The sequence below is a fragment of the Shewanella sp. AC91-MNA-CIBAN-0169 genome (assembly GCF_040310165.1).
Taxonomy (GTDB): Bacteria; Pseudomonadota; Gammaproteobacteria; order Enterobacterales; family Shewanellaceae; genus Shewanella.
The window spans coordinates 25,866-49,530 of sequence record NZ_JBEOPM010000019.1 but is presented as its reverse complement, the minus strand read 5'-3'; the positions used below and the strand labels follow the sequence as shown (position 1 = coordinate 49,530).

General features: G+C 41.2%; 20 protein-coding genes. 11 read left to right on the top strand and 9 right to left on the bottom strand.

What is annotated here, in order from left to right:
• Window positions 1–95: 95 nt before the first annotated feature.
• The 4 genes from AAEY98_RS15885 (at window position 96) to AAEY98_RS15870 (ending at window position 4,482) form a co-directional block, all read left to right on the top strand.
• Window positions 96–1,652: a sensor domain-containing diguanylate cyclase gene (locus tag AAEY98_RS15885; RefSeq protein ID WP_101086495.1), complete on the top strand. Its 1,557-nt coding sequence runs from the start codon at window positions 96–98 to the stop codon at window positions 1,650–1,652.
• 60 nt (window positions 1,653–1,712) lie between these two features.
• On the top strand, window positions 1,713–3,077 hold the full coding sequence (gene ppnN, locus AAEY98_RS15880; RefSeq protein WP_192116290.1) for a nucleotide 5'-monophosphate nucleosidase PpnN: 1,365 nt from the start codon (window positions 1,713–1,715) through the stop codon (window positions 3,075–3,077).
• Window positions 3,070–3,837 (top strand): flap endonuclease Xni, encoded by a 768-nt coding sequence (gene xni / locus AAEY98_RS15875; RefSeq protein WP_101086493.1) that lies wholly within the window; start codon window positions 3,070–3,072, stop codon window positions 3,835–3,837. Before ppnN ends, xni begins: the two co-directional genes overlap by 8 nt.
• A 246-nt stretch (window positions 3,838–4,083) precedes the next feature.
• Window positions 4,084–4,482 (top strand): DUF3192 domain-containing protein, encoded by a 399-nt coding sequence (locus AAEY98_RS15870; RefSeq protein WP_101086492.1) that lies wholly within the window; start codon window positions 4,084–4,086, stop codon window positions 4,480–4,482.
• 97 nt (window positions 4,483–4,579) lie between these two features.
• Here the strand turns inward: AAEY98_RS15870 and AAEY98_RS15865 are convergent, their stop codons facing one another.
• Window positions 4,580–7,447: a S9 family peptidase gene (locus tag AAEY98_RS15865; protein WP_351018107.1), complete on the bottom strand. Its 2,868-nt coding sequence runs from the start codon at window positions 7,445–7,447 to the stop codon at window positions 4,580–4,582.
• Window positions 7,448–7,886: 439 nt separating this feature from the next.
• Between AAEY98_RS15865 and AAEY98_RS15860 the strand changes: the two genes are divergently transcribed.
• Window positions 7,887–8,897, top strand: a complete 1,011-nt coding sequence (locus tag AAEY98_RS15860) for an isocitrate dehydrogenase (RefSeq protein WP_011638228.1) — start codon at window positions 7,887–7,889, stop codon at window positions 8,895–8,897.
• Window positions 8,898–8,999: 102 nt separating this feature from the next.
• Here AAEY98_RS15860 and rlmM read toward each other — a convergent pair whose 3' ends face one another.
• From rlmM to AAEY98_RS15840, 4 genes are all read right to left on the bottom strand, one after another.
• Complete coding sequence (rlmM, locus tag AAEY98_RS15855; protein ID WP_011638229.1) at window positions 9,000–10,088, bottom strand: 23S rRNA (cytidine(2498)-2'-O)-methyltransferase RlmM; 1,089 nt, start codon at window positions 10,086–10,088, stop codon at window positions 9,000–9,002.
• Window positions 10,089–10,184: 96 nt separating this feature from the next.
• The gene (locus AAEY98_RS15850; protein WP_351018104.1) at window positions 10,185–10,565 is read right to left on the bottom strand and encodes a DUF423 domain-containing protein; all 381 of its coding nucleotides are present in this window, start codon (window positions 10,563–10,565) and stop codon (window positions 10,185–10,187) included.
• 176 nt (window positions 10,566–10,741) lie between these two features.
• Window positions 10,742–11,452, bottom strand: a complete 711-nt coding sequence (locus AAEY98_RS15845) for an alpha/beta family hydrolase (RefSeq protein ID WP_182744637.1) — start codon at window positions 11,450–11,452, stop codon at window positions 10,742–10,744.
• Window positions 11,433–12,344, bottom strand: coding sequence for a transcriptional regulator GcvA (locus AAEY98_RS15840; RefSeq protein ID WP_011638232.1), 912 nt, complete (start codon window positions 12,342–12,344; stop codon window positions 11,433–11,435). Before AAEY98_RS15840 ends, AAEY98_RS15845 begins: the two co-directional genes overlap by 20 nt.
• A 179-nt stretch (window positions 12,345–12,523) precedes the next feature.
• On the opposite strand from AAEY98_RS15840, the gene AAEY98_RS15835 reads away from it, so the two are divergent.
• Window positions 12,524–12,748, top strand: coding sequence for a hypothetical protein (locus AAEY98_RS15835; RefSeq protein ID WP_351018099.1), 225 nt, complete (start codon window positions 12,524–12,526; stop codon window positions 12,746–12,748).
• Between the two features lie 192 nt (window positions 12,749–12,940).
• Here AAEY98_RS15835 and thiI read toward each other — a convergent pair whose 3' ends face one another.
• The 3 genes from thiI to pomA form a co-directional block, all read right to left on the bottom strand.
• Window positions 12,941–14,395, bottom strand: coding sequence for a tRNA uracil 4-sulfurtransferase ThiI (gene thiI, locus AAEY98_RS15830; protein ID WP_351018096.1), 1,455 nt, complete (start codon window positions 14,393–14,395; stop codon window positions 12,941–12,943).
• A 305-nt stretch (window positions 14,396–14,700) separates the two neighbouring features.
• Complete coding sequence (locus AAEY98_RS15825) at window positions 14,701–15,627, bottom strand: flagellar motor protein MotB (protein ID WP_101086486.1); 927 nt, start codon at window positions 15,625–15,627, stop codon at window positions 14,701–14,703.
• 3 nt (window positions 15,628–15,630) lie between these two features.
• The gene (gene pomA / locus AAEY98_RS15820) at window positions 15,631–16,398 is read right to left on the bottom strand and encodes a flagellar motor protein PomA (RefSeq protein ID WP_101086485.1); all 768 of its coding nucleotides are present in this window, start codon (window positions 16,396–16,398) and stop codon (window positions 15,631–15,633) included.
• A gap of 338 nt (window positions 16,399–16,736) precedes the next feature.
• Here pomA and xseB point away from each other — a divergent pair, with 338 nt between their 5' ends.
• From xseB to dxs, 3 genes are read left to right on the top strand one after another with little or no spacing between them, the layout of a single operon-like run.
• On the top strand, window positions 16,737–16,973 hold the full coding sequence (gene xseB / locus AAEY98_RS15815; protein ID WP_011638237.1) for an exodeoxyribonuclease VII small subunit: 237 nt from the start codon (window positions 16,737–16,739) through the stop codon (window positions 16,971–16,973).
• 39 nt (window positions 16,974–17,012) lie between these two features.
• Complete coding sequence (gene ispA / locus AAEY98_RS15810) at window positions 17,013–17,894, top strand: (2E,6E)-farnesyl diphosphate synthase (protein WP_011638238.1); 882 nt, start codon at window positions 17,013–17,015, stop codon at window positions 17,892–17,894.
• Between the two features lie 22 nt (window positions 17,895–17,916).
• Window positions 17,917–19,782, top strand: coding sequence for a 1-deoxy-D-xylulose-5-phosphate synthase (gene dxs / locus AAEY98_RS15805; protein WP_101086484.1), 1,866 nt, complete (start codon window positions 17,917–17,919; stop codon window positions 19,780–19,782).
• Between the two features lie 243 nt (window positions 19,783–20,025).
• On the opposite strand, the gene grpE is transcribed toward dxs, so the two are convergent.
• Window positions 20,026–20,631 carry a nucleotide exchange factor GrpE gene (gene grpE / locus AAEY98_RS15800; RefSeq protein WP_162023589.1) on the bottom strand — a complete coding sequence of 202 codons (606 nt, stop codon included), beginning with the start codon at window positions 20,629–20,631 and terminating at the stop codon, window positions 20,026–20,028.
• Window positions 20,632–20,795: 164 nt separating this feature from the next.
• Here grpE and nadK point away from each other — a divergent pair, with 164 nt between their 5' ends.
• Together nadK and AAEY98_RS15790 are read left to right on the top strand one after the other, a co-directional pair.
• The gene (gene nadK / locus AAEY98_RS15795) at window positions 20,796–21,674 is read left to right on the top strand and encodes an NAD(+) kinase (RefSeq protein WP_182744634.1); all 879 of its coding nucleotides are present in this window, start codon (window positions 20,796–20,798) and stop codon (window positions 21,672–21,674) included.
• 330 nt (window positions 21,675–22,004) lie between these two features.
• Window positions 22,005–23,657, top strand: a complete 1,653-nt coding sequence (locus AAEY98_RS15790) for an L-lactate permease (protein WP_101086482.1) — start codon at window positions 22,005–22,007, stop codon at window positions 23,655–23,657.
• Window positions 23,658–23,665 lie beyond the last annotated feature (8 nt).

Here is a 23,665-nt window from a genome sequence, read left to right as displayed (position 1 = left end):
TGTTAATTACTATAAATTCGATTTGCCGTCTAAATTAATATCCTAATCACGGCAATAGATGCCTTTAGCTGAAGAATGAAAGTAGGCACTGCAAAATGAAAGAGTCAAATACAGCGATAACTCAAATTTCGTTGATGAAGCAAAAGCTCCATGCAGCTAAACTTGCTCTCGAAGAAATAAATATCGATCGTAATGATAAATTGAAAACATTAATTCAATTTATCACTCATCTGAGTCTTGCTTGTAAAGGGCAAAACTTAGAACTCGATAATAAACTGGCTAAATTGCGCCATCATATGCACAATTTTGAGCAAATTGACGAGGCACTACCTGAACTCGTCGATATCGAAAGACTATTAAAATCTCAATATAGCCATACTATGACTCGTTTAGAAGACAGTCGTAATGGGCTCAATCGAGTGATCCGTCAGATCCAACGAATTAACTCTGCGCCAGACAAACTCAAAAAAGAAATCACTTACTTTAAACAAGAATTAGGCAAACCATTCCATACTGTATGGGAATACATTCCCAAAGTTGAAAAACTGATTTTTTTCTATGAAGAAATTTTAAAACACGAATTTGCTGATGCCGACAATTACGAAATTTTGCCTCACCATATTCAGCTAGCTAAAGAGCTTGCCGCTAAAATTGCTGAAATTGAATTTAGAAAAGATCAACGGGACCAAATTCTAGTCATAAAAGAAGTGTTACTTGGTGATATCAGCTTAAATAACTTACTGGATTCTTACCAATCGATATTAAGCTTACTATTAGAAAATATTGCTCGCGAAAAAACCGCATCACAAGACTTTTTATTTGCCCTCAATGATGCTCTGACTATCGTTCGCGATGTGGTCAACAACACCCATAACAATAACCAACGTTGTGAGCAACTTAAAGGTCAATTAAATAAAGAAATCAATTTACGCGTCAATAATGCCGACGAGTTAGTGGTAGATGCAGATGATCTTAACCAATTAAAGATTCAACTGACGGTGCAGTTATCTTCACTTCGCGATTCACTGTCTCGTAAAGAGGCACTGGAACAACGTGAACAAACCATTTTACGTAAATCAATAGAGACAATGCGTAAAGAGCTCAATTCAATGAGCCAGGAAGCGAATAGTTACAAAGAAAAGCTATTTGAACATCAAAAGCTCAACCTACTCGATCCGCTTACCCAATTAGCAAACCGTACTGCGTTAGAAGATCGCATGGAGCAAGAGTATCGCAACCATGTCCGCTTTAAAACGCCACTGTGGATAGCCGTTACAGACATAGACCACTTTAAAGGCATTAATGATAGCTTTGGCCACAGTACCGGCGATAAAACCCTGCAAGTCATTGCTATGGCGTTAAAAAACTCATTACGCGATAGCGAGTTTGTTGCTCGTTATGGTGGTGAAGAATTTGTATTACTATTACCTGATATTACTGATGAACATATCTCTCAGCTATTGAATCGAGTGAGAGAGAAAATCAAAAATATTCCGTTTAAGTTTAAAAATCAGAGAATTACAGTTACATTATCTATAGGTGCTGCACAAGTGATGGAAAACGAAACGCTTGAAGAAGCTTTCGAAAGAGCAGATGCTGCATTATACCAAGCAAAAAACAACGGCAGAGACCGAGTCGTTATTGATATCTAGCCTCCCAAGACAGTTTTCTTTGGACTCGGCATCAAACACTCGAGTCCAAAGGAGTTGCTTATGATAGTAAAAATTAGTCCACGTGGTAGTCTAGATCAGCTTTCTCAATTAGAAGTCGAACGTCTGAAACAAGGTGCAAAAAGCGACCTTTACCAATTATATCGAAATTGCTCACTCGCGGTGTTAGCTTCAGGCCTTATCAGCGACAGTTCCGAAGACCTGTTTAGTCGCTATGAATCTTTTAGCCTTAATATTTTACAGCGTGAAAGAGGCATCCAAATTGAACTCATCAACCCTCCTCTGCAAGCCTTCGTCGACGGGGAAATCATTGTCGGTATTCAAGAACATTTGTTTGCAGTACTCCGCGATATTATATACATCAGCAATAAGTACGAAAATTTAAAGCATATTGACTTAAGTAATGCCAGCCACATTACCAATGTTGTGTTTGATATTTTACGCAATGCTCAAGCAATCTCGCCAATGAAAGACCCTAATGTGGTGGTTTGTTGGGGAGGACACAGCATCAATGCTATTGAATACCAATATACCCGCGATGTAGGTTACCAACTTGGGCTACGTAGACTGGATATTTGCACCGGTTGCGGCCCTGGTGCTATGGAAGGCCCAATGAAAGGCGCGGCGATTGCCCACGCAAAGCAACGAGTTCACAACGCCCGTTATATCGGCTTAACCGAACCCAGTATTATTGCTGCTGAGCCCCCAAACCAAATTGTTAATGAATTAGTCATTTTACCCGACATAGAAAAGCGTCTAGAAGCCTTTGTCCGTTTAGGCCATGGTATTGTCATTTTCCCTGGCGGCGCGGGTACGGCTGAAGAACTACTCTACTTTCTTGGTATCTTATTAAATAAAGAAAATTGCCATGCATCCTTTCCACTGGTATTAACCGGACCTGCTGAAAGTGCTGAATACTTTGCCGTTATCGATGAATTTATCGGGGCAACATTAGGCGAAGAAGCACAGAGTAAGTATCAAATCATTATCGGCGACCCTGCCAAAGTGGCGCAAATAATGAAGCAAGGCATGGAGCAAGTAAAAATCTATCGCAAAGAAAAATGTGATGCTTACCAGTATCAATGGTCACTCAAAATTGAACCCGAATTTCAATTACCCTTTGCGCCGACCCATGAAGTTATGGCAAATTTGAATCTCTATTTTCAAGAAAATAAGGCAGAACTTGCCGCTAACTTACGTAAAGCGTTTTCAGGTATTGTCGCCGGTAACGTAAAAGGCGATACCATCAAGTTAATTCAAGAGTTTGGTCCCTTTAAGATTGAAGGTGATGCTAAGCTCATGCTAATGATGGATAAGCTATTAAACGCTTTTGTTAAACAACAACGAATGAAACTGCCAGGCAGCGCTTACGTGCCCTGCTACGAAATAATAAAAACCAATGAATAAATTACTCATTATTGATGGACTCAATCTCGTACGCCGCATTCATGCGGTGCTACCTGATGAAAACGATATTACCAGCGTTCAAGAACGTGTTTTAGCAGCATCCAAAAAAATGCTGTTACAACATCAACCGACTCATTGCATTGTCGTTTGGGATGGCAATGAACCATCTTGGCGTAAAACGCTGTACAGTGATTACAAAAAAGGTCGTAAACCCATGCCGACGGCATTAAGTGATGGCCTGGTAAATATCAAAGCCACACTGGCTGAACACGATATCAATTCTTTCGACGCTCAATCTGAAGCCGATGATGTTATCGCCACCATCGCGATGAAAATGATCAGCAACAAGGGTGAAGTGATTATTGTGTCAACCGACAAAGGCTTTAGCCAGTTACCGACCAAAAATCTCACCTTGTGGGATCACTTTAATCAGCACGTTTTTGATGTTGCGCAATATGAAAAGAAACTGGGAATAGAGCAATACCAAATGCTCGACTTTATTGCATTAGCGGGTGACAGCGGCAATAAAATTCCCGGAATTATGGGCATAGGCCCAAAATCTGCAGCTGATTTACTCAATAAATTTAGAACGCTAGCTAATTTATATCGTTCTTTAGATAACCTTGGCGCCAAGCAAGCACTTAAATTAGCCGAAGGAAAAGAGATTGCCAGAATTAGTTATAAATTAGCGCAGTTACAATGCGATATTCCACTGAATATTAATTTGAAACAATTTAGGATCAATCCAATAACAAACTAATGCCATAATAAGCTAACCTCTACTCTGGATAAGGGATGGGCTAAAGCGTTAAAAATAAGTGTATTTAACGTCTGCTATCACTCTTGCTATTGATGTTGCCAAGGGTTTTAACATAATAGTAGGCTTATGGTAAGTCGATACAATACAGATAACAAAAAAGTGTTATTTGATAACCGTTTATTATCCAGAGTTGAGTAAAAACACATAACCTCAACGGTATTAATACCATAACGGATTACACAGATTATGAATACAAAAGTGACGTATATCATCGGTGGAATTTTCACTGCCTATTTACTGTTTGTTGCCGTGGTGATTTTTGTTTATGAACCACAGCCAGAAGACCGAGCATGGGATGATCGCCAAGCATTCAACTTACAAAAAATGAGTGAAGTCAGCTTTGGTCAAAGCCTTGATGAGATCAGAACATTATTAGGCAGTGCAGATTTTGTCGAAGCCAAAACCGGCATTGATGGACAATATCAAGTGATGTATTACCGTACCCACCACATAAAATCAGACGGTGAAACCACTAAAGAAGAGTGCACCCCATTGTTATTTAGAGATAATCTGCTGATTGCATGGGGACAAGACACTGAAGATCAATATTTTGCCGTGCCAATAACCCATCAAGAACCACAATAATTGCTTATTTGTCTGTGGTATCAATAACAAAAAAACGCCCTATCGGTATTAGCATAGGGCGTAAAAAGTTAATTCAGATCAAACATTGATAGCCGTTTTAATCTACTTTTTTATACTCCTGATAAGCTTCACCTTGGCGGAGCCAATCTGGGGCTTGCTCACCCTTTAAGTAATGATCGAAGTACTGCTTCATCTTAATGGTATAATCAAGTTTATTGGGATATTTTTTCAAATGATGTGGCTCATCTTCATATTGTAAAAACACCACATCCTTGCCTGCACGACGCATTGCCAGATATAGCTCAATACCCTGCTCCCAAGGTACAGCATCATCTTTATCACCAAACATAATCATCATGGGTGTTTGAATGCGATCGACATAAAAAATCGGCGAGTTTTCAATATACTTTTGTGGTGCCTTGAATAGACTCTCGCCCATTCGACTTTGGCCCGTTTCATATTGAAATTGTCTTGCTAGCCCTGAACCATGGCGAATACCACTATAAGCACTGGTCATATTCGATACCGGAGCACCAGTCACAACAGCTTTAAAGATATTGGTTTGGGTTACCGCATATGCACTCTGATAGCCGCCCCAAGAATGCCCTTGAATACCAACAGCATCAGGATCGGCAATCCCCATCGCTATCAATTTTTGTACGCCTGCGGTCAGTGCTTTTACTGAAGAGATCCCCGGATAACCTATCTCGAAACGAATATCAGGCAAGAAAATCGCATAACCATTGTCTGCATACCAAGCAAAGTTAGGTCGATGATTGAGCTTCATATCAGGAAACGCATGTAGCCTATCGCTCATAAACCGATAGAAATACACTAAGGTTGGATACTGTTTACCGGCTTGGTAATTTGTTGGCTTAATGAGTACCCCATCCATGTTAACACCGTCACCATCTCGCCAATGTACTAGCTCCGCATTGCCCCATTTAAAGGGGTTACGCTGCTTATCCAGTTGGGTCACCTGTTGGGCGTTCTGTGGTGAGGTATTAGCTGCAATATATAAATCAGGATATAAATCATAGCGCTGTTTCGAAAACACCACTGTCGAGGCTTTATTAGCTCTGGCAAGCAACGTTAATTTACTGTTGCTTTCGGTTAAGCGCTTCACACCAGCAACACCCATTTTGGCGCTGAAAAAACCGTCTGCTTTTGATAGATGACTATAACCTTGCAATAGCACAGTTTCAGCATCACTCACTACTGCGGGTAACAACTCATCCTTCACTAAACCAACAAGTCTAAATTGAGTTTTCTGCTTTCGCCCTTCGCCATTGGTTAACATAAACCCTTGGTTCGATGCGGTATTAAACTGCCATACATCATATTTATCATAAACGGTTATCGCACTATCATCAGTTAACCAAGGGCCAAAACCGTAACCGGGTGCAGCACTGGGATAATCATGGTCTTCATCAGCAAACGGTGTCGTAATATTAGCAGTCAAATTAACCCGACGTTGAGATGCAATGTCTAAAAGAAACACGTTACCTTGCTGATAATAAGCTAGAAACTTAGCATTCGGTGACAGAGTCGGCATTGCATCACTAGGTTGCTGAGTTAACACTGGAATTTTATTACCGTTGTTTACATCAACCAAATACACATCACGATAAAAACCTGCCCAGGTGATCATTTTTTGATATGGCACATCTGAACTGGCCAATAAAAAACGCGCTTGCTCACCATAAGAAACATCGGGCACCACTTGATCAGCTAATTGGACTAACTTATTTGAATCTAAGTGTAAAACCGCTAAATAAGTGCGTTTTAATTCTTGCTCATATTCTTTGACTTCTTGAGGCTTAATTTTGGCATCATCACCATGCCAAATGCGTAGCTGCTTTTTCGCCGTGATAATCTCTGGATTAAACACATCATTGGCATTTTGATAATCAGCTAATTCAGCTTGCTGAGCAACTTGGGGAACTCGACCAACATACAAACGTTGACCGTCTTTTGAAAACTGTAAGCTTGAATATTGGTTATATGTCCAAGCTTCAGACTGGGCAAATTGCTGTTGTTTATTCTGCTCTACATCAATAAGCAACATGTTGTGCTCACGGCCATAGCGTGTCGAACTCGCAGCGCCTTTCGTCACGGCAACATATTGACCATCATCGCTGATAGCTAATGCTTCAATATGTTCATCGCGACTACCATAAAGCTGACGCTGTTTTTGGTCATCCAATGCTACCAGCACTACCTGGTGCAGTTGATTTTCACCTTGATTAACGACTGCAACAAAATGATTCCCAGCTTTATCAAAAGCAAATTGGGTCACATCAGATAGCTGGGTGTGTTGATTGGTAGCCAGATTAATTAACCGAACGTCAGAGCCTTTATCTGCTTCCTCAATTTCAACATGAGTATCATCTTCAACCTTAGCAGTATTTTCGGCAACCGTTGGTTCAGAGATAATAGATTTAGAAGCTTTAGACTCAGAAGCAATGGATTCAACAGCCTTAGATTCCGATAATTCAGATTTCTCATCGGTAGACTCAGGCTTGTTAATTTTAAATTTTAAAACTAAAAAATGACCATTGTCGCTAAATAGGGCGGAATCTACATTCTCAAACGTCTGTTGCTTACCACTTTGAGTATTCAGTAAGACCACTTCATGGAGTAAATCGGCGTTCTTCTTGGTTTCTCGCTCAAATAAGTTCGCTTCAATGGTCGCCAACACAAATTTGCCATCAGCACTGACATTCACATCGGTGCCATTGGCAATTTCATACTGTTTACTGTTATCACTAAAACGGATTAATGCACGACTATCGCCTCTATCAGGAGTAGCCTGTACCGCAATCACTTTGCCATTATCAGAAATAACCGGCTGTTGTAAGGTTTCAAAATGCATAATGTCATCAAGGGACAGTGCACGTTGTGGAGCCGCATGGGCATTAAATGACAGACAGACTGCCAATGGAATTAAATTGAATAATTTCACAGTTTTCCTCTAATGGTAACGTTGATTGATTATTTTTATAGATCACCGTAATAGATCATCGTGTTGGATTATCTCAATATTGACTAGCTAACGTTAAGCCAACCAGCAAAAGACATGACATGCGACCAAAGTCGTCTTTATAAAAAATGCTTACAGAATAAGCTAATGCTGCCAATAAAACATTGAACCGCAGATAAATCTTCAGCATTAAGATACTTTACAAGTAAACGATTTGTAATAAAGGTTCATAGTAAAACAATCAAATTAGAATTGACTTAAAAATAACGGAAATAATGTGATAATACTCACTATTTTCTGTAAATAAACATTAAAAGTCGTTAAAATACGCCGCAGAAAAACGACGCTTTTTATCGTCACCTAGCCGTGCCATATATGCGGTCTATCAATTGCAGTAACCACAACCGTGGAAGGACTATTCATGTCAAAACGTACAATAACCGTGATCCCAGGTGATGGGATTGGCCCAAGCATTATCGATTCAGCATTGAAAATCCTCGACAAAGCAGGATGTAACTTTGAATATGAATTTGCAGATGCAGGGTTAACGGCGTTAGAAAAGCACGGTGAATTAGTACCACAACGTACATTAGACCTTATCGAGAAAAACCGCATTACGCTTAAAGGACCTTTAACAACACCTGTCGGTGAAGGTTTTACCTCTATTAATGTGAGCTTACGTAAAAAGTTCAGTCTTTATGCTAACGTGCGCCCGGTGATTTCATTTAAAGGAACCCAAGCGCGTTATGAGAACATTGATATCATTACCGTGCGTGAAAACACTGAAGGTATGTACTCAGGCTTAGGTCAAAAAATCTCTGACGATGGTCAAACAGCCGAAGCGACCAGTATTATTACTCGTCAAGGTGCAGAGCAAATCACCACATTTGCTTACGAACTTGCTCGTAAAGAAAATCGTAAAAAAGTGACTATCGTTCATAAAGCTAACATCATGAAATCAACTTCAGGTTTATTCTTGAAAGTGGCACGTGAAGTGAGCTTGCGTTACCCAGACATCACCACCGAAGAAATGATTGTTGATGCCACTTGTATGAAACTGGTTATGAATCCTGAAAACTTTGATGTTATCGTGACCACTAACCTATTTGGCGACATCTTGTCTGACTTATGTGCCGGTCTTGTGGGCGGTTTAGGCATGGCTCCAGGTGCAAACATTGGTCGCGATGCCGCTATTTTTGAAGCTGTACACGGCAGTGCACCAGATATCGCAGGTAAAAACTTAGCCAATCCAACCTCAGTAATTTTAGCGTCGATTCAAATGCTAGAGTACTTAGGCATGTCTGATAAAGCTGAGATGATCCGTAGCGCTGTATCGGCTGTTATTGAAGAAGGTGACCGTACTACCCGCGATTTAGGCGGCACTCACGGCACTACCGACTTCACTCAAGCAGTACTCGATCGTCTAGGATAATTCCATATGGTTACGTTAATGACTGAGTTATCTGTCATTAACTAAAAAGCCCCTTATGCAACGTTGCATAAGGGGCTTTTTGTTAGCGGTGCAATAGTATTTTTATGCGTAGCTCACACCCTTTTCAGGGAATATCCATAAATGCACGGTCACTTCATCGCGGTCATGATAAAGGTGCTTACACTGCATTTTAAAATCAATTTCATTTTCAGTTAAAATGGCACCAATGGTTTCTAAAATCACGCTAACTTCTTTATAGCGGCTTTTCATGGGTAACTTAAGATTAAAAATAGCTTCTTTAAACCAACCATTAATCGCCCATGCTTCCATTAATTCAGCAACTCGGGCTGGCTTTTCAACCATATCACACACTAACCAATACACATTTTTACGCGGTGGCTCAAAACGAAAACCATCCGCACGATAATGCTTCACTTGGCCTGTTTCCATCAATTTCGGATCCATTGGACCGTTATCAACGGCAGCCACCATCATCCCACGGCGAACTAATTGGTAAGTCCAACCGCCAGGACAAGCGCCTAAATCAACGGCATTTAACCCACTACGACAACGTGTTTCTTGCTCTTCTTTAGTTAAAAAGGCTCCAAACGCTTCATCTAGCTTAAGGCTTGAACGACTTGGTGCATCTGCAGCCATTCTTAACCGAGGAATACCCATAAAGTGTGGCGAACTATTGTGGCTTAACGAATAACCCGCATACGCTTTGCCTGGTCCGATAAAACACACATGAATAATGGGACGGCGGTCACTTTCAGCGTTAAGCAATGCGCCGCTCTTTTTTAAACCTTGACGTAACGGCACTGTCAATTTACGACAAAATGCAGATAATTCTTTTGCTTCATTAGTATCAGGCGTTTCAACGCGTAGCTCACCACATTTTGACAGTGCGGCCAATGAAGCCACAATAGGCCCGACTCGATCTTGTTCAGGTAAATCACTCAACAACTCACCCGCGGCAAACATCTGACGCGCAAAAACTAATGAACTAAGCGCCAATTCCTTAACTAACGTATCGGCACCATTATCGTCAAAACATTGATAAATCACATAGGCATCGTTGATGTTGGTTTTAACAAAACCACCCACATTTAATTCTGTTGCCCGTTGTTGAATTTCTGCCGCACAGTCTTTTTCATAGCCTGAGCGACAAAATAGGAATAGGTTTTTCATTTGGAGCCTTAGCGTAAGGATATTCGCATAATAGCGAGACAATAATCTCGCTATTATACTCAAAAATGCTCAAGGTGGGAGAATTTAGCTAAGGCATTATTCTGCTGATTTTGCATGCCAAATCGCCGCAGCAAATAACAACCACCCCACTAAGAAGCATAACCCGCCCATAGGCGTAATTGGGCCAATCCATTTAGCCCCCGTAAAGGCATAAAGGTATAACGAACCAGAAAACAATATTATCCCGGCAATAAAGCTATAAGCTGCCCAGTTGATCAACTTAGAGGGGATCCAATGAGCAGAAAAAGCCAACGCAATCAATCCGAAGGTATGATAAAACTGATAATCGACCCCGAGTTTAAAAATATTCACTAATTCCGGTGGTGCGATAGTTTTAAGCCCATGTGCAGCAAAAGCACCCAGTGCTACAGCCATAAAACCACTTAGTGTGGCAAATAATAATAGACCTTTATTCATTTTACTTAACCTCATACAACATAAACCGACAATGCATCATACTATTGAAGCAAGCTGGTTTTCGTGACTTAAACCATCACCATAGTTATTAATCCAGGTATTAATAACTATGGTGACATTAATAAAAATATCAGCATAATAGTCACCGCATATGCGTAAAACATCGCGTTACAGCATTAGCCTACTCGGGTAATAAACTGACGAATATTCTCAATGGCATGATTAAGATTGCCCTCAAGGGTATAACCAGACGATTTTCGCGGTTGTAAACTATGGTCACCATCACCAATCCAACAGACTTCTGCATGTTCACCCAAAGTCCAATTGGGTACTTGTTGAAGGTCGCCAAATTTATCTCGCTCACCTTGAACAATCAGCATCGGAATGGAATTATGCTGAATAGGCGCAAGTCGTGGCTCTCCACCTTTAAGGGGAATAAATGGGTAGCCCAAACACACAATTGCACTAATTTTATTGGCAACATCTTTAACAAGAGGTTGTTGTAATTGATGGTCAGAGCTGGTCAATATCGCCGACATGCGACCGCCCATTGACTTACCCATTAAGATTATCCGCTGACAATTGATAAGACCAAGAGCCATTTTTTGTTGAATATCAAGCAGCACCTGTTCATAGTGCGCAAGTAATTTAGGCGCACGGTCAGGCGGACGACGTTTACCATCTTGCATATTGGCTTGCATATACAAGAAATTAAATCGGTACACTTGATAGCCTTGAGCGATTAACTTATCGGTCATCGAAGTCATATATTGATGATGCATATTAGCACCAGCACCATGAGCAAAAACAATCAAGGTGTCACTTTTAGAACCTTGCAAAAGAAAGTCTTCAGCTAATACTGGCGTATTATCCGGTAAGTAACTCACTACGCGACTCCTCGGCAAACATATCGACCATCCACTCTCTAAAAGCTGAAATTTTACCAATCTCAGAATGGTTTTGCTGACACACTAAATAATAAGCATCTTTGCTCACCAGCACCTCAGAAAACGGACACACTAAACGCCCAGCTTTGATATCAGGCCGAGCAAGTACACTATATCCTAATGCCACACCTTGGCCATGCGCAGCGGCTTGTAACACTAATGAAGAATGGCTAAATATCGGCCCTTGATTGACATTGATGTCAGTGACACCACATTGCCTAAACCATGCCTGCCAATCTTGGCGACTGGAATCATGTAATAGAGTATGGAGCTTTAAATCACTCGGTTGAATTAATGGCTTAGGCCCGTTAAGTAATAATGGTGAGCATACTGGAATCAGCACTTCATTACGCAGTTTATCAGCACGTAATCCAGGCCAGTTACCTTGACCGTAATAAATCGCCACATCGACATCATCCGTTAACGAACTGGCATCACTGTCTACCGCTTTAATACGCACATCAATATCGGGATTTTTTTCGCTAAACTTAGCTAAACGAGGCACTAACCATTGAATAGCAAAACTCGGAGACATACTCACCGTTAACGATCCTACCGCGCTTCGGGCAAGCAGGCGATTAGTTGCCTCGCCGAGTTCAATAAAAATGTCTTTAATGTCCAGAAAATAGCTTTGGCCTTCTTCTGTTAACAATAATGATCTATTTTTACGTCTAAACAGTTTTAGCCCTAAAAAATCTTCTAATGCTTTAATTTGATGACTCACCGCAGCCTGAGTGACAAACAACTCTTCTGCGGCGCGGGTAAAGCTCAAATGTCGTGCTGCAGCTTCAAATGCTTTAACTGCATTCAAAGGAGGTAATCGTCTAGACATAGTGATCAATCTCTCGTTTTTTAATTAGTTTTTCTAATGATTATCGTTATTTTTTGTCGTTTGTAAAGAACACTGTGTTTGGTTAAATTAGCATCATTGAAAATACAGTTGGACAATCTCTACGATGTTACTGGGATAGTCCGGCAAATGTGACTTATTAGCCTGGAGGCTCATCCCCTATGTTCAACCTAAACACTATTTGTGCAGTCGCACTATTATCTATATTGGGTTTATCTTCTGCTCAAGCGACGGAACTAGAACCTATCGATATGATCGATTTACATGCTGAATTATCACAAAGCATTGAAGCGATGCAAATTGATATCAATAATGATGTTAACAGCATTTTAATTGCTGACAATGATGAACAACAAAAAACTTCAGAAGTGGTTCAAGCTAACTAGAGCTAGCTCATATTAAGCACGTTACTGAGACAATAAAAAACCGCATTTAATGCGGTTTTTTATTGTCTGTGATTCATCTCACTCAAAGCGTATTACGGTTTAAGCTCACCGCCAAAACTAACACTAACGTGGATAAATCCCTAAAAATAGACCAAAGTCACGACACCGCAAAGACGGTGTCGTTTCGACAACTTAAGGGCGATACACTTTAACGTTAGTATAGCCCTTTTCTACAAGGTATAAGGCTTGCAGCTTACTCATTACGCCACGATCGCAATATAATAAATACGTTTTAGACTTATCTAAATCGGCAAATTGGGTGGCTAACTTAAAGAATGGAATCGCTTTAACCATTACATTATCAATTAATAATGGGCTACGTTCTTCTTCTTCAGGTGCACGAACATCAATAATTATTTCGCCAGAAGCAACATCGTTAACCGTTTCGGTCTCGGTCACTTGTTGGTTCATTTCAGCTTCAATATCGCGAATATCCATTACCACTGCAGATGCAACCACACGGTCGATTAAATCTTCAGAGAATTTAAGCTCTTCGGCTTCAACCTTAGATAATACCGCTTTAACCGTAGGTTTTTGTGAAATAACACCACAATACTCGGGAATAGATTTAGCAAAATCTTCAGTGCCAATAATACGGCTCTGATTAATAATATCTTGTTTGTCCATTGCGATAAGCGGGCGTAAAATCAATAAATCGGTGCTGCGATCGATAACATTTAGATTCGTCAGTGTTTGGCTAGATACTTGACCTAAGCTCTCACCTGTCACCAGTGCTTGAATACCGTATTTGTCAGCAATGCGTGTTGCTGCTCGCATCATTACACGCTTGAGTACCACCCCCATCTGACCGTTATCAATACGCTCTAAAATCTCTTCAACTACAGGCTCAAATGGCACCGACACAAAACGTACTTTGTGAGACTCACCGTACTTCTTCCATAGATGGTAAGCGACTTGCTTAACGCCAATTTCGTGCTGAGCGCCACCTAAATTAAAGAAACAGTAATGGGTACGAGTGCCTTTTTTAATAAACTGAAAACTCGACACACCAGAATCGAAACCGCCTGAAATAAGCGACAACACATCTTCTTGGGTCGCCATCGGAAAACCACCCAAACCTTGAATACGACGCTCAACCATGTAAAGCTTATCTTGATTGATTTCAAGATTAACGGTCACGTCAGGGTCTTTAAGTTTTACCCCTAGCGCCTCAGTGTGTTGATTTAATCCGCCACCGACATAACGCTCAACATCAATTGAATTAAAGTCGTGATTACCGGAACGTTTTACGCGGACACAAAAAGTTTTACCGGCAATTTCATCGCGGTACTTTGGTAAAGCTTGCTGATAAATATGATCGATTGAATCAAAAGTGTACTCACTCACTTGCACCACGTGAGCAATACCTGGAATACACGCTAGTCGCTCTGCAAAAACATCACATAACTCCGGTTTATCGCTCGGTACTTGCACGATTATACGATCGTATAAGCGTTGTACTTTTGCACCTTCATCCACATTTTTAAGCACATTACGTATATTAGTTTCAAGCATTTTGGTAAAGCGCATTCTTACCGACTTGCTCTTCATCATAATTTCAGGGTACAGCTTTACAATAAACTTCATGGGGCGTCCACAGGTATCACCATCAAATAGCACTACACTCGGTTTTGCTAAATAAAAAAGACAGTAATACCTTGATAATAAATTAAAAAAACAGCACAGCTCTATTTTCTAGATGTGTATACAATCCAGTCAATAGCATAACGTATGCAATAATTCGCCGATTATACCAAATGATGCCTATTAACCAAACATATTCACTTTTTTATCTGTTATTTGTTAGTAAAAGCGCTGTAAGGCACATTTATAAAACAAAAAAGCGCAATCTCTTTAACTTGTAGAGATTGCGCTTATCTTTTGATGGCAAACTATTGAGTTACAATTATTTCATTCGACTCTTTCGCTTTGCCTTGCTCGATAGAGATTTCTACCCGTCGGTTTCGAGCCTGATTTTCAATAGAATCATTGGCGATTAATGGCCGATTAGACGCCTCGCCAACCACTTTCATCCTTGATTCATCAAAACCAGAAACTCTTCTTAATTCATGAGCCACAGCCACAGCTCGTTGGCTTGATAGTTCCCAGTTTGAGCTGTAAAGCTCATTATTAATATCAGCACCATCAGTGTGACCCGACACCGTAATAATCCCAGGGACATCTTTTAATAATTCACCAATTGAGCGCACAATAGGTTTGAACTTAGGTTGTAAAAAGCCTGAGCCCGAAGCAAAAGAGCCTTTCTCACGGATACGAATAATAATTTGTTGGCCTAAAGATTCAATTTCAATAGCGCCATCGACAATTTCTTCATTGAGTTTTTCAGCCATTTTTTTAACTTGATCATTAATGTTTTCTTGCGAAGAGGCAGCGTCTTTTTTAACGGCTTCAGCTTCTTGTTGCGCTGTTGCGGCTGCATTGCCACCGCGTTGCTCACCATTCTGTTTTTGAGTCCCACCCGCGCTGTCTTCTTCACCCGCCTGATATTCTATCGTCGGCTGAGTCATTTCATTGGTTTGTTGATTAATGATCTCTATTGGAGTGGGATCGGGGCGACCTGGGCGGAATTCAAGCGCAATAACAGACGTCCCCTTAGGAATGTCTTTTACTTCAACTTTGTTTTGTACCCCGAATGCATACTTCATTGAACCAGCGATTTGTTTAAACTTCATCACGTCCATTTCAGAGAACGCTAACAACAACACGAAGAAACACATCAGCAACGACATTAAGTCTGCAAATGTGGCAAGCCACATAGGGGCACCAGCGGGTGGACAATCACACTTGGCCTTAGCCATGAGTTACTCTCCGTCCGTTGTATCGATTTTTCGCACACTTTCAGCCAAATAGTTCTTCAAAAAGCCTTCAATAACCCGTGGATTCTGTCCATCTTGAATCGCTAATACTGCATCCATAATTAAATTACGATTAAGCAATTCTTCATTCATCCGTAATGATAATTTATCCGCCATAGGGATGGCGATCATGTTGGCAATCACCGCGCCGTAAAGAGTCGTTAACAATGCCACTGCCATTGAAGGTCCAATAGACTTTGGATCGTCCATGTTAGATAGCATCGCCACTAAACCAACCAAAGTACCAATCATGCCCATTGCAGGTGCCACATCACCCATGGCTTTAAAAATACCCACCCCTGTTTTGTGGCGTTCTTCAGTTAATGCTATGTCTTTTTCTAATGCGTTGCGCACCACATCACCGTCATGGCCATCAACTAACATATCAACGGCTTTTTGCATAAAGGTGTTGGTAATAACCGCTTCTTCTAATGCTAAAAAACCGCCTTTACGGGCAGCATCAGCCATGGTGACAGCTTGTTCTATCAAGTCTTCAGGTTTATCTAATTTAAACATGAAGGCTTTCATACCAATCTTTATTGAACCTAAAAATTGCTTTAGGTTAAATTTCATCATCACCACAAATAAAGAGCCTGCCACAACAATCAAAATTGACGGTACATCGATAAATAATCCGATACCACCACTGGTGATCATCGCACCAATAATAAATGCAAAAGCACCGATAATACCTATTAGGGTAGCTAAATCCACAACCTCTCCTCAATCGCAGTCGTTATGCTGCTTATTTGTGCTACTTCCATCGTGCTGTTAGCGCACGTCATATGATCCGAATAATCCGACAGCATTTTGTGTTGATAACAATGCCCATCGTTATGTATTACAGCAAAAGTTTCAATACTATTTTTGCTAGCAAATTTAAATCATGACTTGTTATCGGACAAACTTGGCTCAAGTTTAGCTTGTTTTTGTACATTCTAAACAAAATTCAATAACAAAGCGTGCTGTTGAGCAAATAACCAGCGACTGTATTTGACCGATACGCTGGGCTGATATACCTTGTCACACGCTGAATGAAAGGAATATTACTCGTGGCTAAAAAACCTGAAAATCTCAGTTTTGAACAATCATTAACTGAACTTGAAACCATTGTTGCTCATTTGGAGCAAGGTGAAGTGTCGCTGGATGATGCACTTAAGCAGTTTGAGCGTGGCATTAAGTTAGTACGTCAAAGCCAAGCCAAACTTGAGCAAGCACAGCAAAAAGTCTCTATCTTATTAAATGAAGATGATGCTGAATTAGCGTCGTTCACTGTAGAAAGTGAATAATCGTCAACATAGTGTGTATTAAATAATAGGTCTTGATACGTGTTAGCTGAAGCAATAACAACATACCAAAATCGCGTTAATGGTATTCTTAACCAACATTTAACGCTGCTCGATGACGCTGCACCAGATTTAAAAGCAGCGATGCTCCATGGTGCGCTATTGGGTGGGAAACGCATAAGACCATTTTTGGTCTACAGTGTAGGTGACATGCTCGGTGTCAATATCAATGCACTTGATAAAGCCGCGGCTGCTATTGAGTGTATTCATGCCTATTCATTAATACACGATGACTTACCGGCAATGGATAACGATGCACTTCGTCGTGGCCAACCAACTGTTCATATTGCATTTGACGAAGCCACCGCGATTTTAGCCGGTGATGCGTTGCAAACATTGGCTTTTGAAATTATCACAGCCCCTTGTAATGACTTACATCCGAAGCAACAACTGGCGATGGTCAGAGTACTCGCAAAAGCTTCAGGGTATCAAGGTATGTGCGGTGGGCAGGCGATTGATCTGAGTGCAACAGATCACAGTATAAATTTAGACCGATTAACCGAATTACATAATAAAAAAACCGGAGCGTTAATCAGTTGTGCGGTTGAGCTTGCCTTAATCGCTGCTGACGTACCCGATGAGCATTATAAATTAATGATGAAATATGCCCATACGCTTGGGCTAGCTTTTCAAGTGCAAGATGATATTTTAGATATTACTGCTAGCACCGAAGAGTTAGGCAAACCACAAGGCAGCGATCAGCAATCGAATAAAAGCACGTTCCCGAAACTATTGGGTCTCGATGGTGCCAAAGCCTGTGCAGAACAACTAATACAAGATGCACTATCAGCGCTGACTAAATTACCATACAATAGCCAGTTAATTGCAGACTTCGCCCACTACATTATTGAGCGAAGATTATAATAAAGAGTCAGACAATCTCGCTATGAGCTTCGATATTTCTAAATTTCCAGTACTAGCGAAAGCTAATACACCAGAAGAATTAAGGAAGTTACCTCAAGGTTTACTTCCTCAAGTGTCTGATGAACTCAGACAGTTCTTACTTCAGTCTGTTGCTATTTCTAGCGGACATTTTGCTTCTGGCTTAGGCACAGTTGAATTAACTGTGGCACTTCATTATGTCTACAATACCCCATTTGATCAGTTAGTTTGGGATGTAGGGCATCAAGCTTATCCACATAAAATCCTTACCGATCGTCGTGAACAGATGCATACCATTCGACAAAAGAATGGCTTACATCCTTTCCCATGGCGTGAAGAAAGCCCATACGATACGTTTAGCGTGGGTCACTCTGGCACCTCTGTTAGCGCCGCCTTAGGTATGGCGATTGCTGCAGGTAAAGAAGGTGCAGGTCGAAAAGTGGTTGCTGTAATTGGTGATGGCGCCATGACCGGGGGAATGGTGTTTGAAGCCTTAAATCATGCTGGCGACTTGCACAATGACATGCTCGTGGTACTGAATGACAATGAAATGTCGATTTCTGAAAATGTTGGCGCACTGAATAATCATTTGGCGCAGCTGATGTCAGGTCGTTTTTATACCACCATTCGAGAAAACAGTAAAAAGGTCCTTAAAGGGATGCCGGTCATTAAAGAAATGGCTAAGCGTACTGAAGAGCACCTTAAAGGCATGGTGGTGCCTGCAACGTTATTTGAAGAACTAGGGTTTAATTATATTGGCCCAATAGATGGTCACGATGTTGATTCGCTCGTTGAAACAATGCGTAATATGCGTAACCTCAAAGGTCCACAGATACTGCATATCATGACAAAAAAAGGTCGTGGTTATGAGCCTGCTGAAAAAGATCCTATCGGCTGGCACGCGGTGCCTAAATTTGATCCTAGCCAGTTTAAGAAACCGACAACGAAACCAGGTTTACCTACGTTTTCACAAGTGTTTGGTAAATGGTTATGCGACATGGCTGCCACAGACGACAAGTTAGTCGCTATTACGCCCGCTATGCGCGAAGGCTCTGGCATGGTTGAGTTTTCGCAACGATTCCCAAGCCAATATTTTGATGCTGCCATTGCCGAACAGCATGCGGTCACCTTATCCGCAGGGTTTGCCTGTGCAGGTCTAAAGCCTGTGGTTGCTATTTACTCGACTTTTTTACAGCGCGGATACGATCAACTTATCCACGATGTGGCTTTGCAACGTTTACCAGTATTATTCGCTATTGACCGTGGTGGTATTGTTGGTGCAGATGGCCCAACTCATCAAGGGGCATTCGATTTAAGTTTTATGCGTTGTATTCCCAATATGATCATTATGGCGCCATCAGATGAAAACGAATGCCGTCAAATGCTCTATACAGGTTATTGCTATCAAGATGGGCCGACTGCGGTACGTTACCCTCGAGGGTTTGCAACTGGGGCTGAACAAGTCGAGGCCATGACATTAATACCGATAGGTAAAGGGGTATTAACCCGTCAAGGTCAAAAAATTGCCATTGTTAACTTTGGTACCACACTTGAAGCTGCTACCTATGCTGCTGAAAAACTGGATGCTACCATTGCCGATATGCGCTTTGTTAAGCCACTAGATTTAGCCTTGCTTGAACAACTTGCCAATAGCCATGATGTTATCGTTACCGTTGAAGAAAATGCGATTATGGGTGGTGCGGGTTCTGGAGTAATTGAAGCATTACACAAAATGCGAATAGTAAAACCTGTGTTACAGATTGGTTTGCCTGATGAATTTATTCAACACGGCGCACCTGATGAAATCATCACGGATCTTCAACTTGATGCTGAAGGTATTTTAGCGCAAATCCAAGCATTTATGGCTTAATATTCTACTGTTATTACTGGCAGAGGATCAAAAAAGGACTGAAAAATCAGTCCTTTTTTATGGCTCGCGTTCTAGTGATCATAGTGCACGTAACTATGATAAATAGCACTATAATAAATAGCACTATATTAAATAGCACTATGATAAATAGGACTATATGAATAGCACTATGTTGAAGAACATTATAATGCTATTGGCTACAGCTCTAGTGTCAACAAGCGAGTATTGAGATTAACGTTATCGTTAAGCTTCAACATCCACACTGCCACCGCCTTGAGATACCATCACCATCGCAGGACGCAGTAAACGGTCATTCAATAAATAACCTTTCTGCATGACCATCATGACAGTGTTGGCAGGAAATTCAGCACTTGGCTGCATCCCAATAGCTTGATGATGTTCAGGGTTAAATGCTTGGCCTTGTGGATCAACTTGAGTTACACCAAACTTTGCCACCGAGGTTAAAAAACCTTTCATGGTCAGTTCGACACCCTCATAAATCGCTTTAGTCGCTTCATCTTCAGGGTTAGTCCCCTGTAAGGCGCGTTCCATATTATCGATTACAGGTAAGAGTTCGTTAGCAAACTTTTCCAAGGCAAACTTACGTGCTTGCTCGACATCTTTTGCCGCGCGAGTACGAATGTTCTGTGTTTCTGCCGCTGCGCGCATTTCAACATCTTTACGCTCAGCTAACGCAGTTTCAGACTCAGCCAATAGTTGCTCTAGTTCTTCAATTCGAAAATTTGCTTGGGTTACTTCATCCATCAAACTTGCCTCATCAGCCACAACTTCAGGAGTTACAGCTTCTTCCACTTGATCTTGCGATGTGTTGTTCGATTCGTTGCTCATTTTCACTCCAGCTAAAAAATGCGTTATTTCGTATTCTACGACAATAAAATAAAGTGGCCATTTACTGATAAATTAACAGCAAATCTCACACTTCTAATAAGTTTGAGTATATTATGGGGATCAATTCTTATGTTTCAAGGCCTAAAGGCATAACAAACTCGAATATGACTAAAATGTTCCAGACAATCGGTCTCATCGGTAAACCACATCATCAAGGGACTAACCTCACGTTAACCCGATTGCATCATTGGTTAAGCATGCAGGGCTTTAGGGTTATCGTTGAAGGACGAGTCTCTGCAGAGCTGGGGGTAGATGTTTGTTCAATGGACCTACTTGAAATGGGTGAACATTGTGATTTAGCCATCGTGGTTGGTGGTGATGGTAATATGTTAGGTGCAGCCCGGGTATTGGCGCGTTTTAATGTTGCCGTGATTGGTGTAAACCGGGGTAACTTAGGTTTTTTAACTGATTTACCTCCTGATAACTTCGAAGAAGCCTTGTCTAAAGTGCTCGGCGGTGAATTTGAAACTGAACACCGTTTTTTACTGGAGGCTGAAGTTCACCGTCACGGAAAAATAACCGCCAGTAATACCGCCGTCAATGAAGCTGTACTTCACCCTGGTAAAATTGCTCATATGATCCAATTTGAGGTTTATATTGATGAACAATTTATGTATAGCCAGCGCGCTGATGGCATGATTGTGTCCACGCCAACAGGTTCTACTGCCTATTCTTTGTCTGCTGGCGGTTCAATATTAACACCTAATCTGCAAGCGCTTATTTTAGTGCCGATGTTTCCTCACACCTTGTCATGTAGACCCATTGTGGTCGATGCATGTAGCATCATTAAATTAGTGGTCTCACCTGAGAATGGTGAAAACCTCGAAGTCAGTTGTGATGGTCATGTCCATTTAGCTGTATTACCAGGCGATGAAATTTTTATTCGCCGCTCAAATGAACGCCTAAGACTCATCCACCCCAAAGGTCATAATTATTTTCACGTATTACGTAACAAATTAGGCTGGGGAAGTAAACTTTTCTAACTGTTTGAACTCGATCACAACACCGTCGCCTTTCTAGTGAGCCCCTTCACATTACCAAATGCTAATTAAATATATTGTAAGCCAATCGATAACTCGCTTGGTTTTACTTTATATGACCTGTTATATCCCTATAAAGCGTGATCTCAACCACGCACTAAAAACCTTGCACCGGATGCGCTTCACAGTTCTGTTGGCTAATGCACTTTCTCGTTTGTTAGATGATCTCGATCAACACTTTTAACACTTAAATAACGTCTATTACGCCCTAGTTGGACAAATGCTGACAAATAATAACAATTTAGTACCCACTTATAGTGATACGAGGTATGCATGACAATATTACAGATACTAGCAAGCTTGACCCCCATTATTAGCGTAATGGTATTTTTAGTGCTTATGCGCCTACCAGCGTCTAAAGCAATGCCCATATCAATGGTCGCTACAGGCCTTGTAGCAATGTTTATTTGGCAAATGGATACGCAACTCCTTGCGGCATCTGTTGTCGAAGGTCTTCTCGCGGCGTTAACACCACTGACCATTATTTTTGGTGCGGTATTTTTGTTAAATACCCTTAAATATTCTGGCGCCATGGACACTATTCGTTCAGGCTTTACTAACATCAGTGCCGATGCGCGAGTTCAGGTGATTATTATTTGCTGGTTGTTTGGATCGTTTATTGAAGGCTCTGCAGGCTTCGGTACTCCAGCTGCAATCGGTGCACCGCTACTAGTATTATTAGGTATCCCACCCATTGCTGCAGCCGTAGTGGCCTTGATTGCTGATTCAACATCAGTGTCATTTGGCGCAATTGGTTTACCTGTTCTATTTGGGATGGAACAAGGCCTAACTGAAGGTGGCGTTAACATGGCGGCAGCTCAAATTGCTGAACATGGTGGCACTTTTGCCGGTTATGCACAGTATATTGCTAAACACATGATCACCATCGACTTAATAACAGGTACATTGATTCCGTTAGTGATGGTTTGTGTATTAACAGGATTTTTTGGTCGCAACAAGTCGATTAAAGAAGGTTTACAAGTTTGGAAATTTGCAATATTTGCCGGTTTTGCCTTTACCATACCAGCATGGTTAATTAACTATTTTGCCGGTCCTGAGTTCCCTTCTGTTATTGGTGCTCTTGTGGGTATGGCGTTAGTTATCCCTGTCGCGAGAAAAGGCTGGTTACTGCCATCAACACCTTGGTGTGACTTCAGCGAAAACGACAATAAATCAGATGAAGAACTCGCGATTAATCAAACACCGGTTAAATTCTCACAAATTGCCGCTTGGTCTCCATACATCATTATGGCGTCGTTATTAGTCTTATCTCGTGTCGTTACTCCATTTAAAAGCTGGTTGCTTGGCTTTAACATTAGCTGGACGGGTTTATTAGGCACAGAGCTTAAAGCCGGATTTGCTACATTGTATGCACCGGGAATCTTCTTTGTTGTTGTATGTTTATTCGGTTTTATCTTATTTAAAATGAAACCTACTGCAATGAAGCAATCAATCACCGTATCTTGTCGTTCAATGTTACCAACGATCATTTCATTAGGTGCATCAGTACCTATGGTAAAAATATTCCTAAACTCAGGTGAAAATGGCGCCGGTCTCGCTTCAATGCCAGTTGCATTAGCAGACCTACTGGCCAATAGCATGGGCTCAGTTTGGGCTTGGGTTTCACCTATTGTCGGTATTTTTGGTGCCTTCCTGTCAGGTTCTGCGACTTTCTCAAACATGATGTTCTCAGGCTTACAGTATTCAGTTGCAGATAATATCGGCATGAATCACGCCATCGCGTTAGCGTTGCAAGGCATTGGAGCCAATGCGGGCAACATGATGTGTGTAATGAACGTCGTTGCTGCTGCTACCGTGGTAGGAATGGCAGGTCGTGAGTCTGAAATTATTCGTAAAACAATGCCTATCGCACTGGGTTATGCCTTAGTTGCAGGCACTATTGCTGTTATCTGGGGTGGATTCTAATTAACGAT